At 68.5% G+C, this 14,318-nt stretch carries 7 protein-coding genes; all 7 read left to right on the top strand.

What is annotated here, in order from left to right; all coding sequences use genetic code 11:
* Nucleotides 1–191: 191 nt before the first annotated feature.
* The 7 genes from ACFVKT_RS22900 (at nt 192) to ACFVKT_RS22870 (ending at nt 14,297) form a co-directional block, all read left to right on the top strand.
* Complete coding sequence (locus ACFVKT_RS22900; RefSeq protein ID WP_385734318.1) at nt 192–1,463, top strand: extracellular solute-binding protein; 1,272 nt, start codon at nt 192–194, stop codon at nt 1,461–1,463.
* 101 nt (nt 1,464–1,564) lie between these two features.
* Complete coding sequence (locus tag ACFVKT_RS22895) at nt 1,565–2,569, top strand: carbohydrate ABC transporter permease (protein ID WP_385734316.1); 1,005 nt, start codon at nt 1,565–1,567, stop codon at nt 2,567–2,569.
* 13 nt (nt 2,570–2,582) lie between these two features.
* Nucleotides 2,583–3,494: a sugar ABC transporter permease gene (locus tag ACFVKT_RS22890; protein WP_385734314.1), complete on the top strand. Its 912-nt coding sequence runs from the start codon at nt 2,583–2,585 to the stop codon at nt 3,492–3,494.
* Nucleotides 3,495–3,684: 190 nt separating this feature from the next.
* Nucleotides 3,685–5,355: a glycoside hydrolase family 13 protein gene (locus ACFVKT_RS22885; RefSeq protein ID WP_385734312.1), complete on the top strand. Its 1,671-nt coding sequence runs from the start codon at nt 3,685–3,687 to the stop codon at nt 5,353–5,355.
* Nucleotides 5,356–5,593: 238 nt separating this feature from the next.
* Nucleotides 5,594–6,976, top strand: a complete 1,383-nt coding sequence (locus ACFVKT_RS22880; protein ID WP_385734310.1) for an alpha-amylase family protein — start codon at nt 5,594–5,596, stop codon at nt 6,974–6,976.
* 206 nt (nt 6,977–7,182) lie between these two features.
* Nucleotides 7,183–12,606 carry a pullulanase-type alpha-1,6-glucosidase gene (gene pulA, locus ACFVKT_RS22875; protein WP_385734308.1) on the top strand — a complete coding sequence of 1,808 codons (5,424 nt, stop codon included), beginning with the start codon at nt 7,183–7,185 and terminating at the stop codon, nt 12,604–12,606.
* Between the two features lie 71 nt (nt 12,607–12,677).
* Entirely contained in the window at nt 12,678–14,297 is a 1,620-nt protein-coding gene (locus ACFVKT_RS22870; protein ID WP_385734306.1) for a SpoIIE family protein phosphatase, read from the top strand.
* Nucleotides 14,298–14,318: the final 21 nt, after the last annotated feature.

The following is a 14,318-nucleotide window of genomic DNA, read 5'->3' as shown; positions in this document are numbered from 1 at the left end:
CTTACGGAGGTCACGGGCACGTAACTCCGGGCAGTCCTTGCACTTTTTTGCTGCAAGGTCTTTCGCGACGCTTGCAACGCTGTTACGTTCACGTCGCCCGGCGGACGCAACGGCGCAGTCGGCAAGTCGGCAAGGGGAGCGGGCGGGACCGCTGCCTCACCCACTCGGGCTTTCACCCTCAAGGAGATCTCATGCGGCGTGGCATAGCGGCCACCGCTCTGGTGGCTTCCCTCGCCCTCGCGGCGACGGCCTGCGGCGGCAGTGACAGCGGCAGCGACAAGTCGGAAGGACCCACCACCATCACCTGGTGGGACACCTCCAACGCCACCAATGAGGCACCGACGTACCAGGCCCTCGTCAAGGAATTCGAGACGGCCAACCCCGACGTCAAGGTCAACTACGTCAACGTCCCCTTCGACCAGGCGCAGAACAAGTTCGACACGGCCGCCGGTGCCAGCGGCGCCCCCGACGTGCTGCGCTCCGAGGTCGGCTGGACCCCTGCCTTCGCGAAGAAGGGCTTCTTCCTGCCGCTGGACGGCACCGAGGCCCTCGCGGACGAGAGCAAGTTCCAGCCCAGCCTGATCGAGCAGGCCAAGTACGACGGCAAGACGTACGGCGTACCGCTGGTCACCGACACGCTCGCCCTCGTCTACAACAAGGCGGTCTTCGAGGAGGCCGGCGTCGCGGCCCCCACCACCTGGGACGAGCTGAGGACCGCCGCCGCCACGATCAAGAAGAAGACCGGCGTCGACGGCTACTGGGGCTCCACCCAGGCGTACTACGCCCAGTCCTTCCTCTACGGCGAGGGCACCGACACGGTCGACGCCGCCGCCAAGAAGATCACCGTCAACTCCGCCGCCGCGGTCAAGGGTTACGAGACCTGGGAAGGCCTCTTCGACGGCGACGGCCTGCACAAGGCCGACACCACCGTCGACGCCTACGCCCACATCCAGGAGGCGTTCGTCAGCGGCAAGGTCGCCTCGATCATCCAGGGACCCTGGGAGATCACGAACTTCTACAAGGGCTCGGCCTTCAAGGACAAGGCCAACCTCGGCATCGTCAGCGTCCCGGCCGGCGGAGCCGGCAAGGCGGGCGCCCCGACCGGCGGCCACAACCTCTCCGTCTACGCGGGCTCGGACAAGGCCCACCAGGACGCGTCGCTGAAGTTCCTGAAGTTCATGACCTCGGCGAAGTCCCAGGAGACGATCGCCCTCAAGAACTCCACACTGCCGACCCGCGACGACGCCTACACCGCCGAGGTCAAGGCCGACCCGGGCATCGCCGGCTACCAGACGGTGCTCGCCTCCGCCCAGCCGCGCCCGGCGCTGCCCGAGTACAGCTCGCTGTGGGGCCCGCTCGACACCGAGCTGAACAAGGTCGCCGCCGGCAACGAATCGCTGGACAAGGGGCTGAGCAACGCGGAAACCGCGATCGCCAAGCTGGTCCCCGACTTCAGCAAGTGACCGTCGTGGCCGTCGGATCCGCCTGAGTTCGGGGGACGGATCCGACGGCCATCGGCCTGCCCTTTACGTTGTGCCGCAGATCTTCCAGAAGGTGTCGAACCATGACAGTCGTCATCGACCGCGCGACCGGCAAGCGCCGCGGCGAGCGAGGGCCGCGCCCCGGGCCGCTCCAGCGCCTCAGGCACGGGTACCAGAAGTTCTGGTACGCGTACGCGATGATCGCCCCGGTGGTCGTCGTGCTCGGCGCGCTGGTGCTCTACCCGCTGGTGCGGGGCATCTACCTGACGTTCACGGACGCCAACAGCCTCAACTCGGCCCGCCAGATCGGCGTCAACCACATCGACGCCACCTACAAGTTCATCGGCCTGGACAACTACGCCGACATCCTGTGGGGCCCGACCTCCTACGACCGCTTCTGGTCGCACTTCATCTGGACGATCGTGTGGACGGCGCTGTGCGTGCTGCTCCACTACGCCATCGGGCTCGGCCTCGCCCTGCTGCTCAACCAGAAGCTGCGCGGCCGCACCTTCTACCGGCTGATCCTTGTTCTGCCGTGGGCCGTGCCCACCTTCGTCACCGTCTTCGGCTGGCGCTTCATGCTCGCCGACAACGGCATCATCAACTCCGCCCTCGACGCGCTGCATCTGCCGTCGCCGCTGTGGCTGGAGGAGACCTTCTGGCAGCGCACCTCCGCCGTCATGGTCAACACCTGGTGCGGTGTGCCCTTCATGATGGTCTCGCTGCTCGGCGGTCTGCAGTCCATCGACTCGACGCTGTACGAGGCCTCCGAGATGGACGGCGCCAACGCCTGGCAGCGCTTCCGGCACGTGACGCTGCCGGGACTGCGGCCCGTCAGCTCCACCGTCGTACTCCTCGGTGTCATCTGGACCTTCAACCAGTTCGCCGTCATCTTCCTGCTCTTCGGCGACACCGCCCCCGACGCGCAGATCCTCGTCACCTGGGCCTACTACCTGGGCTTCGGCCAACAGCCCCGCGACTACGCCCAGTCGGCCGCGTACGGCGTACTGCTCCTCTCCATCCTGATCGTCTTCACCTCCGTCTACCGCCGCTGGCTGGCCCGCAATGAGCAGCAGCTCGCGAACTGAGGCAGGAGCCCCCATGAGCACCACCACACTGCAGAGTTCCGCCCCGGCGGACGAGGTCCCCACGGACGCCAAGGCAGTACGCCGGCCGCGGCGGCGTGGCGAGAACAGCCTCGCCGGGACGATCACCTCGCACGGCATCCTGACCCTCGCCAGTCTCGTCGCGCTGTTCCCGATCGCCTGGCTGGTCTACCTGTCCCTCGGCCCGGACAAGGACGACTATCTGCACCCGGGGCGCATCTTCGGCAAGATGACGCTCGACAACTACTCGTTCGTGTTGCAGCACACGCCGTTCTTCGACTGGCTGTGGAGCACGCTCGTCGTGTCGCTCGGCACCACCTTCATCGGGGTGCTCGTCGCCGCCACCACCGGCTACGCGGTCTCCCGGATGCGCTTCCCCGGCTACAAGAAGTTCATGTGGGTCCTGCTGGTCACCCAGATGTTCCCGGTCGCCGTACTGATGGTGCCGATGTACGAGATCCTTTCCGAACTCCAGCTCATCGACAACTACTTCGGCCTCATCCTCGTCTACTGCTCGACCGCCGTGCCGTACTGCGCCTGGCTGCTCAAGGGCTACTTCGACACGATCCCCTTCGAGATCGACGAGGCGGGCCGCGTCGACGGACTCAGCCCCTTCGGCACCTTCGCACGGCTGATCCTGCCACTCGCCAAGCCGGGCCTGGCGGTTGCCGCCTTCTACAGCTTCATCACCGCGTTCGGCGAGGTCGCCTTCGCCTCGACGTTCATGCTGTCCGACACGAAGTACACCTTCGCCGTCGGCCTGCAGAGCTTCGTCAGCGAGCACGACGCGCAGCGCAATCTGATGGCCGCCACCGCCGTGCTGGTGGCGATACCCGTCTCCGCGTTCTTCTACCTTGTGCAGAAGAACCTGGTGGCCGGCCTCACCGCCGGCGGCACGAAGGGCTGACGCCCGCCCAGTGACGCCCGCGCGCTCTGTCGCGCGGGTGGCGGCCGCGGTGGCCATCCGACCCCGCTGTCACCGCGGCCGCCTCGTCAACCGCCATGCCTTATGCCTACCTCTACGCCCATGACCCGAACTCCTTCCCCCACACTCGGCTCCGCTCGACCGGGGGGACCCCCATCGCATCAAGGACGCCATGAGCCAGCACTCCGCCGACCAGGCACCGACCTCCGCCCTCGCCACCGTCGCCACGCACCGCGACTGGTGGCGCGACGCGGTGATCTACCAGGTCTATCCGCGCAGCTTCGCCGACAGCAACGGCGACGGCATGGGCGACCTGGAGGGCGTACGTTCCCGACTTCCGTATCTGCGCGACCTCGGCGTGGACGCCGTGTGGCTGAGCCCTTTCTACGCCTCGCCGCAGGCCGACGCCGGCTACGACGTCGCTGACTACCGGGCCGTCGACCCCATGTTCGGCAATCTGCTGGACGCAGACGCCCTGATCCGCGACGCCCACGGGCTGGGCCTGCGGATCATCGTCGACCTCGTCCCCAACCACTCCTCCGACCGGTACGAGTGGTTCAGGCGCGCGCTCGCGGAGGGGCCGGGCTCGCCGCTGCGTGAGCGCTACCACTTCCGGCCCGGCAAGGGTGAGAACGGCGAACTGCCGCCCAACGACTGGGAGTCCATCTTCGGCGGCCCCGCCTGGACCCGGGTGCCGGACGGCGAGTGGTACCTGCACCTCTTCGCGCCCGAGCAGCCCGACTTCAACTGGGAACACCCGGCCGTCGGCGACGAGTTCCGCTCCATCCTGCGGTTCTGGCTCGACATGGGTGTCGACGGTTTCCGCATCGACGTGGCGCACGGGCTTGTGAAGGCGGAGGGCCTGCCGGACCTGGGATCCCACGAGCAGCTCAAGCTGCTGGGCAACGATGTCATGCCGTTCTTCGACCAGGACGGCGTGCACGACGTCTACCGCCATTGGCGCACGATCCTCGACGAGTACTCGGGCGAGAGGATCTTCGTCGCCGAGGCATGGACCCCGACCATCGAGCGCACCGCCAACTACGTGCGCCCCGACGAGCTGCACCAGGCCTTCAACTTCCAGTACCTGAGCACCCATTGGGACGCCGCCGAGCTGCGCGACTGCGTCAACCGCACGCTCGACGCGATGCGCCCGGTGGGTGCCCCCGCCACCTGGGTGCTGTCCAACCACGATGTGACCCGGCACGCCACCCGCTTCGCCAACGAGGCCGGGCTCGGCACCCAGATCCGCACCGCGGGCGACCGCGCGCTCGGCCTGCGCCGGGCACGGGCCGCGACCCTGCTGATGCTGGCGCTGCCCGGCTCCGCCTACCTCTACCAGGGTGAGGAGCTCGGCCTGCCGGACGTCGTGGACCTGCCGGACGAGGTGCGCCAGGACCCCGCCTACTTCCGGGGCGCGGGGCAGGACGGCTTCCGTGACGGCTGCCGGGTGCCGATCCCGTGGACTCGCGAGGGCTCGTCGTACGGCTTCGGCGGCGGTGGCAGCTGGCTGCCGCAGCCCGCCGAGTGGGCCGAGCTGAGCGTCGAGGCGCAGACCGGCACGGAGGGTTCCACCCTGGAGCTGTACCGCGCCGCGCTCGCCGCCCGCCGCGAGCAGCCCGACCTGGGCGCCGGTGACTCCGTCGGCTGGCTGAAGGCCCCCGAAGGCGTACTCGCCTTCCGCCGCGGCGAGTTCACCTGCACCGCGAACACCGGTACCGAGGCGGTGACCGTCCCGGCGTACGGCCGTGTGCTCCTCGCGAGCGGCGAGGTGACCCTTTCGCAGGACGGCGGCGAGGCGAAGCTGCCGGCGGACGTCACTGTGTGGTGGACCACCGGCTGACACCCCCGACGCGGGCAGCCCAAACCGAGGGCCCGTCAACTGACGTTCCGTCAGCCGAGAGACCCCACAAGGAGATTCCGGCACTTTCAGAAGCCCGCCTTCCGCTTCGGGAGGCGGGCCTCTACTATCTGCGGCACCGCACACCTTGCAATCTTTCAGCAAGAACATTCAATGCACCTTCATGCAACTCATGCACCTTCATGGACCTCATGGACCTTCAATGGAGAAGGAACCCCACATGGCCAGCAGAACTCTCTCCGGAGCCCTCGCTCTCACGGCGGCCGCGTCGGTCGCGCTCGCCGTCCCCGCGGGCACGGCGCAGGCGTCTCCCCCCGGCACCAAGGACGTCACCGCCGTCCTCTTCGAGTGGGACTTCGACTCCGTCGCGACGGAGTGCGCGAGCCGCCTGGGCCCCGCCGGATACGGCTTCGTCCAGGTCTCCCCGCCCGCCGAGCACATCCAGGGCTCCCAGTGGTGGACCTCGTACCAGCCGGTCAGCTACCAGATAGCCGGGCGGCTCGGCAACGCCACCGACTTCCGGGACATGGTCACCGCCTGCCACAACGCGGGCGTGAAGGTGGTCGTCGACACGGTCATCAACCACATGTCGGCGGGCAGCGGCACCGGCACCGGCGGCTCCTCGTACACGAAGTACAACTACCCGGGCCTGTACTCCTCGTTCGACTTCGACGACTGCACCGCTTCCATCAGCGACTACACCAGCCGTACGAACGTCCAGAACTGCGAACTGGTCGGTCTCGCGGACCTGGACACGGGTGAGTCGTACGTCCGCTCGGCCATCGCCGGCTACCTGAACACCCTCCTCGGCTACGGCGTCGACGGCTTCCGCATCGACGCGGCCAAGCACATGCCGGCCGCCGACCTCGCCAACATCAAGTCCCGGCTGAGCAATCCGAGTGTGTACTGGAAGCAGGAGGTCATCTACGGCTCGGGCGAGGCCGTCCAGCCGGCCGAGTACACGGGCAACGGCGACGTCCAGGAGTTCCGGTACGCGTACGACCTCAAGCGGGTCTTCAACAACGAGAACCTCGCCTACCTGAAGAACTACGGCGAGGGCTGGGGCTATATGAGCAGTGGCGTCTCGGGTGTGTTCGTCGACAACCACGACACCGAGCGCAACGGCTCGACGCTCAGCTACAAGGACGGGGCGAACTACACCCTGGCGAACGTCTTCATGCTCGCCTGGCCCTACGGCGCACCCGACATCAACTCGGGCTACGAGTTCTCCTCCACCGACGCGGGACCACCCAACGACGGTACGGTCAACGCCTGTTGGCAGGACGGCTGGAAGTGTCAGCACGCCTGGCCGGAGATCCAGCGGATGGTCGCCTTCCGCAACACCACCCGCGGTGAGGCGGTCACCAACTGGTGGGACAACGGCGCCGACGCCATCGCGTTCGGCCGCGGATCCAAGGGCTTCGTGGCCATCAACCACGAGTCGTCCTCGCTGGCCCGCACCTACCAGACCTCCCTCGCGGCGGGCACGTACTGCAACGTCCAGAGCAACACGACCGTCACGGTGAACAGTTCGGGCCAGTTCACGGCGACGCTCGGCGCCAACACCGCGCTCGCGGTCTACTCGGGCAAGTCGAGCTGCTGAGTGGCAGCGGATGGGGGTCCGTTCGCCGATCTCATGGTGAACGGGCCCTCGTTTCCCGGCAGATGTGAAAGTTCTTGCCATCGGTTTCAAGACTCTTGCTGTAAACCTTGCGTAAGCGATACGGTCACGCCGGCGCCCGGCAACGAAGCCGAGCCGCGGCGTGGGGTCGGACCCAATTGAGCCGTAATCGCAAGGAGTTCACGCCTGTGATACCGAGATGGCCGGCGCCCTGGGCGCACCGCACCCGCCACCGCACTCCCGATCACGCCGCGCGGCGCGGACGGATCGCGGCCGTCGCCGTGGTCGCCCTCGCCGCGGCGCTCGTCCAGCCCCTCACGGCCCGCGCAGCCACCCCGCCCGCGCCCCCGTCCGACGCGGCCCTCGCGAAGACGGCCGCCCGCAATGACGCGACCCGCGAGCAGTTCTACTTCGTACTCCCGGACCGTTTCGCCAACGGCGACACCTCCAACGACGAGGGCGGTCTGACCGGTTCACGTCTGTCGACCGGCTACGACCCCACCGACAAGGGCTTCTACCAGGGCGGCGACCTCAAGGGCCTGACGAAGAAGCTCGACTACATCAAGGACCTCGGCACCACCGCCATCTGGATGGCGCCGATCTTCAAGAACCAGCCCGTGCAGGGCACCGGCGCCAACGCCTCGGCCGGCTACCACGGCTACTGGATCACCGACTTCACCCAGGTCGACCCGCACTTCGGCACCAACAGGGACCTTCAGACGCTGATCTCCAAGGCCCACGCCAAGGGTATGAAGGTCTTCTTCGACGTCATCACCAACCACACCGCCGACGTCGTCGACTACGAGGAGAAGTCCTACAACTACCTCTCCAAGGGCGCCTTCCCGTATCTGACGGAGGACGGCGAGCCCTTCGACGACGCGGACTACGCGGACGGGACCGATGACTTCCCCGAGGCCGACGCCGACTCCTTCCCGCGCACGCCGACCGTGGCGGCCGAGAAGCAGGACGCCAAGGTCCCGTCCTGGCTCAACGACACGACGATGTACCACAACCGCGGCGACTCCACCTTCGCCGGTGAGAGCTCCGAGTACGGCGACTTCTCGGGCCTCGACGACCTGTGGACCGAGCGTCCCGAGGTCGTCAGCGGCATGGAGAAGATCTACGAGAAGTGGGTCCGCGACTTCGACATCGACGGCTTCCGGATCGACACGGTGAAGCACGTCAACATGGAGTTCTGGACGCAGTGGGCCACCGCCCTCGACGCGTACGCGAAGAAGCAGGGCCGCGACGACTTCTTCATGTTCGGCGAGGTCTACTCCGCCGACACGTCGATCACCTCGCCGTACGTCACCGAGGGCCGCCTCGACTCGACGCTCGACTTCCCCTTCCAGGAGGCGGCCCGGCAGTACGCCTCCCAGGGCGGCAGCGCGCAGAAGCTGGCCTCGGTCTTCGGCGACGACTACAAGTACACGACGGACAAGGCCAACGCGTACGAGCAGGTCACCTTCCTCGGCAACCACGACATGGGCCGCATCGGATCCTTCCTGAACCAGGACAACCCGAACGCGACCGACGCGGAGCTGTTGAAGAAGGACAAGCTCGCCAACGAGCTGATGTTCCTCAGCCGCGGCAACCCGGTCGTCTATTACGGCGACGAGCAGGGCTTCACCGGCGCGGGCGGTGACAAGGACGCCCGCCAGACCATGTTCGCCTCCAAGACCGCCGACTACCTCGACGACGACGAGCTGGGCACCGACCGCACCCACGCGAGCGACGCCTACGACACGAGTGCACCGCTCTACAAGCAGATCAGTGCTCTCGCAAAGCTCCGCAAGGCCAACCCCGCCCTCGCGGACGGCGTCCAGACAGAGCGGTACGCGGCCGACGGCGCCGGCGTCTACGCCTTCTCCCGCACGGACCCGGCCACCGGCACCGAGTACATCGTCGCCGTGAACAACGCGGGCGAGGCGAAGACCGCGACCTTCGCGACCGGCTCGGCGGACATGAGGTTTCGCGGGATCTACGGCACCCAGTCCACCGTCACCAGCGGCGCCGACACCAAGGTCACCGTCACGGTCCCGGCCGGTTCCTCGGTCGTCCTCAAGGCGGCGGGCAAGCTCGCCGCACCCGTCGCGAAGCCGACGCTCACCCTGAAGGCGCCGGACCCGGGCGCCACCGGCACCGTCGAGCTCTCCGCCGACGTCACCGGCGGCCAACTCAACCGAGTCGTCTTGGCCGCCCAGGTCGGCAACGCCAAGTGGCAGACGCTTGGCTCCGCCGACCACGCCCCGTACAAGGTCACCCAGGCCATCGGAGCCGACGTACCGGCCGGAACCGCCTTGCGCTACAAGGCAGTTGTCATCGACTCGGCCGGCCGCACATCGAGCGCCACGACCACCAGCAGCACAGGCACCCCGCCCGCAGAGGAAGTCCCGACCGTCTCCTCGCGCGACTACGCGATCGTCCACTACAAGCGCACCGACGGCGACTACACCGACTGGCGGCTCTACGCCTGGGGCGACCTCGCCGACGGCGAGGCGACGACCTGGCCCGAGGGCCACGACTTCATCGGCCGCGACGCCTACGGGGCCTTCGCCTACGTCAAGTTGAAGCCGGGCGCGTCCAGCGTCAGCTACCTCGTCATCGACAAGGACGGCAACAAGGACGTCTCCGCCGACCGCACGATCGACGTCACCCAGACGGGCGAGATCTGGGTCGAGCAGGGCAAGGAAGCCGTCCTCACGGAGAGGCCCGGCTACCCGGCGCAGGACAAGACGAAGGCGGTCCTGCACTACCACCGCGCCGACGGCGACTACGCAGGCTGGGGACTGCACGTCTGGACGGGTGCCGCGACCGGCACGGACTGGTCGAAGCCCCTGGAGCCGGTGGACACCGACGCCTATGGCGCTGTCTACGAGGTGCCGCTCGCCGAGGGTGCCACCAGCCTCAGCTACATCCTGCACAAGGGCGACGAGAAGGACCTCCCCACCGACCAGTCGCTCGACCTCATGGCGAACGGCCACGAGGTGTGGCTGTTGAACGGCCAGGAGAAGTACCTGCTGCCGCAGCCCGCGGGCAGCGCCGCCGCGCTCGACCTGACCACGTCCAAGGCGGTCTGGATCGACCGGAACACGGTCGCCTGGAACGGCTCCGACGCGGCCGTGTCCACGCAGCTGCTCTACTCGCGCGACGGCTCGATCGAGGTGAAGGACGGCATGCTGGCGGGCGATGCCAAGTGGCTCCGCCTGTCCAAGTCGGCCCTCACCGACGCCCAGAAGGCCGCCTTCCCGCATCTCAAGGACTACACCGCCTGGACCGTCGACCCGCGCGACCGGGACAGGGTGCCTGAAGCGCTCAGGGGCCAGGTCGTCGCCTCGCAACGCGCGGTGAACGGAGCGGTGCTCGCGGCGACGGGCGTCCAGATCGCGGGCGTACTCGACGATCTGTACGACGCGACGAAGGCGGACCTCGGCCCGACCTTCCACAATGGCCGCCCCACGCTTGCCGTTTGGGCGCCCACCGCGCAGAGCGTCTCCCTGGACCTCGACGGCTCGACCGTCGCCATGAAGCGGAACAGCGCCACCGGCGTCTGGTCCGTCACCGGCAGGAAGTCCTGGTTGGGCAAGCCCTATCGGTACGTCGTCAAGGTGTGGGCGCCGACCGTCCAGAAGGTCGTGACCAACACGGTCACGGACCCGTACTCGGTGGCCCTGACCGCCGACTCCAAGGAGAGTCTCGTAGTCGACCTGGACGCCAAGTCCCTTGCCCCGAGCGGCTGGTCGACCCTCAAGAAGCCCACGGTGGGGGCGCTGAAGGACGCCCAGATCCAGGAGCTGCACATCCGGGACTTCTCGGTTGCGGACCCCACGGCTGAGAACCCGGGCACCTACCTCGCCTTCGCGGACAGGGACAGCGACGGCTCCAAGCACCTTCGGGAGCTGGCCAAGTCCGGTACCTCGTATGTGCACCTGCTGCCCGCGTTCGACATCGCCACCATCCCCGAGAAGAAGTCCGACCAGACGGCCACCGACTGCGACCTCGCCTCCTACCCGGCCGGCTCCGACAAGCAGCAGGAGTGCGTGGCGAAGGCCGCCGCGAAGGACGCCTACAACTGGGGCTACGACCCGTACCACTACACGGTTCCGGAGGGTTCGTACGCGACCGACCCGGACGGCACGGACCGTACGGTCGAGTTCCGCGAGATGGTCAAGTCGCTGAACGAGGACGGCCTGCGGGTCGTCATGGACGTCGTCTACAACCACACCGCCGCGAGCGGCCAGGCCGACACCTCCGTGCTCGACAAAGTCGTACCCGGCTACTACCAACGGCTTCTCGCGGACGGGTCCGTGGCGACGAGCACCTGCTGCGCCAACACGGCGACCGAGAACGCCATGATGGGCAAGCTGGTGGTGGACTCGATCGTCACCTGGGCCAAGGAGTACAAGGTCGACGGCTTCCGCTTCGACCTCATGGGGCACCACCCCAAGGCCAACATCCTCGCGGTCCGCAAGGCCCTCGACGCGCTCACCCTCAAGAAGGACGGCGTCGACGGCAAGAAGATCATCCTGTACGGGGAGGGCTGGAACTTCGGTGAGGTCGCCGACGACGCCCGCTTCACGCAGGCCACCCAGAGGAACATGGCGGGGACCGGCATCGCGACCTTCTCCGACCGCGCGCGTGACGCCGTACGCGGCGGTGGCCCCTTCGACGAGGATCCCGGCGTCCAGGGCTTCGCGTCCGGCCTCTACACCGACCCCAACTCCTCGAAGAGCAACGGCACTCCGGCCGAACAGAAGGCCCGCCTGCTGCACTACCAGGACCTCATCAAGGTCGGGCTGAGCGGCAACCTCGCCCGGTACAGCTTCACCGACACCAGCGGAAAGCAGGTCGAGGGCTCCGAGGTCGACTACAACGGCCAGCCGGCCGGTTACGCGGACGCGCCCGGAGACGCCCTCGCGTACGCCGACGCCCACGACAACGAGTCGCTGTTCGACGCACTCACCTACAAGCTCCCCGCCGCGACGAGCGCCGGTGACCGGGCCCGTATGCAGGTCCTGGCCATGGCGACGGCCACCCTCTCGCAGGGTCCGTCCCTCTCCCAGGCCGGCTCCGACCTGCTGCGCTCCAAGTCCCTCGACCGCAACTCCTACGACAGCGGCGACTGGTTCAACGCCATCCACTGGAACTGCCAGGACGGCAACGGCTTCGGACGCGGGCTGCCGATGGCGGCCGACAACGCGTCCAAGTGGCCTTACGCCACACCGCTGTTGACGTCCGTCAAGGTGGACTGCGCGCAGATCGAGGGCAGTTCGGCCGCGTACCAGGATCTGCAGAAGATCCGTACGACCGAGAGCGTGTTCTCGCTCGGCACGGCCGGCCAGGTGCAGTCGAAGCTGGCCTTTCCGCTGTCGGGGACGGCCGAGACACCCGGTGTGATCACGATGGAGCTCGGCGACCTGGTCGTCGTCTTCAACGCGACGCCCGAGAAGCAGGAGCAGACGGTCGACGTGCTGGCCGGGACGGCGTACGCGCTGCATCCGGTGCAGGCGACGGGCACCGACTCTACCGTCAAGTCCTCCTCGTATGCGCAGAAAACGGGCACATTCGCCGTCCCAGGACGCACTGTGGCGGTATTTTCCCGGACTTCCTGAAAAGGGCATTACCTTGGTGGGGCAGACCTCGAACTCCGGTCTGCCCCACCGGCGTGTCCAGGGGCTGGCAGATGGACGTCAACGGCAAGCGGACAGACACGACCGTGCTGGTCGTGGACGACGTGGCGGCCAGCAGGTACGCCATGGGCGCCATGCTGCGCCGCGCCGGTTACCAGGTCGTCACGGCCGGCACCGGCCATGACGCCCTCGTCGAACTCGACGTACGGCTGCGCAAGGGCACCCTGCCCGACGTGGCGCTCATCGATGTCCACCTGCCGGACATGAGCGGTTTCGAACTGTGCCGCAGGCTCAAGGCCCGGCCGCACATGGGCGGGCTGCCCGTCGTGCACTTCTCGGCTGCCGCCGTGGCGCCGGGTGACCGCGGCCAGGGCCTTGACGCGGGCGGCGAGGCGTATCTGACGGTGCCCGCCGAGCCCGAGGAGGTCGACGCGGTGATCCGGGCCGCGGTGCGCGCCGCGCGGCTGCGAGCCGACGATCAGGCGCTGGCCCGGCGGCTGTCGCGGCTGGCGGAGACGATCGTCGCGATCCAGACGGCGCGCTCCCCGCAGGAACTCGCCGACGCCGCCGCCGAAGGCACCGCGCGGCTCACCGGGGGGCCCGCGGCCGTCTTCGTCCTCGGCCCCGACGACCAGCTCTACCGCGCCACCTCACGCGACCGCACCTCGCTCGCGATGCCCGACGAGGGCGCCCACCGGACCGTGGCCGCACTGCTCCGGCGGCTCACCCGCGGACAGGCCGGGGTGCGGATCACCACGGTGCCCGCGCCGCTGTGGCCCGCCGGGTTCTTCCGGCCGGAAGTGCAGCACGACGCCCGCCTGGCGCTGATCCCCGTCCAGGACGGCCGGGCCGCGGTCTGCCTCGCCACACCCACCCGCGGGGTGCGCCGGGTGACCCCCGAGGGCGAGGCCCTGGTGGCCCGCCTCGCCGAGGCCACCGCGCTCGCCGCCGAACCGCTGCTCATGTACCAGGTGGAACGGCACGTCGCCCTCACCCTCCAGCGCAGCTTCCTGCCCCAGCCGCACCGGCTGCCCGAACTGCCGGGCCTCGACGTCGTCGTCCGGTACGTGCCCGCGTCCCACGAGACCGAGATCGGCGGCGACTTCTACGCCGCCCTGCGCACCGACGACGGCGTGCTCGCCGCGGTCGGCGACGTCGTCGGGCACTCGCTGGAAGCGGCCACCGTCATGGTCGAGATCCGGCACGCGCTGCGCGCCTACTGCGTCGACGAGAGCGACCCGGCCGTGCTCGCCGAGCGCCTCGACCGGATGCTCCGGCGCTACCACCCCGACGTCACGGCCACCGTCTGCCTGACCCTGACCGACCCCGCCACCGGCCGCACCCGCATCGCCAACGCCGGCCACATCCCGCCGCTGATCATCCGGGACAGCGGCAGCGCCGACTACGCCAAGGCCGCCGGACCACTGCTCGGTGTGGGCCTGCCCCACCCGCTGCCCACCGAGCTGTTCCTCGAACCCACCGACCGGCTCCTCATGGTCACCGACGGCCTGATCGAGACCCGGGGCACGGACCTCTCGGTCTCGATGGAGCAGCTCCGCGCGGCCGCCTCCGGCGCCCTGCCCGGCCTGGACGCCCTGTGCGACACACTCCTGGACCACTTCGGCCGGGACCGGGAGGACGACATCGCGCTCCTCGCGCTGCGACTAGGGTGATCGGGACAGCCGTAGAACAGG

It is taken from the genome of Streptomyces sp. NPDC127595 (genome assembly GCF_042671685.1).
Taxonomy (GTDB): Bacteria; Actinomycetota; Actinomycetes; order Streptomycetales; family Streptomycetaceae; genus Streptomyces.
This window is presented reverse-complemented; position numbering and strand designations above follow the sequence as displayed.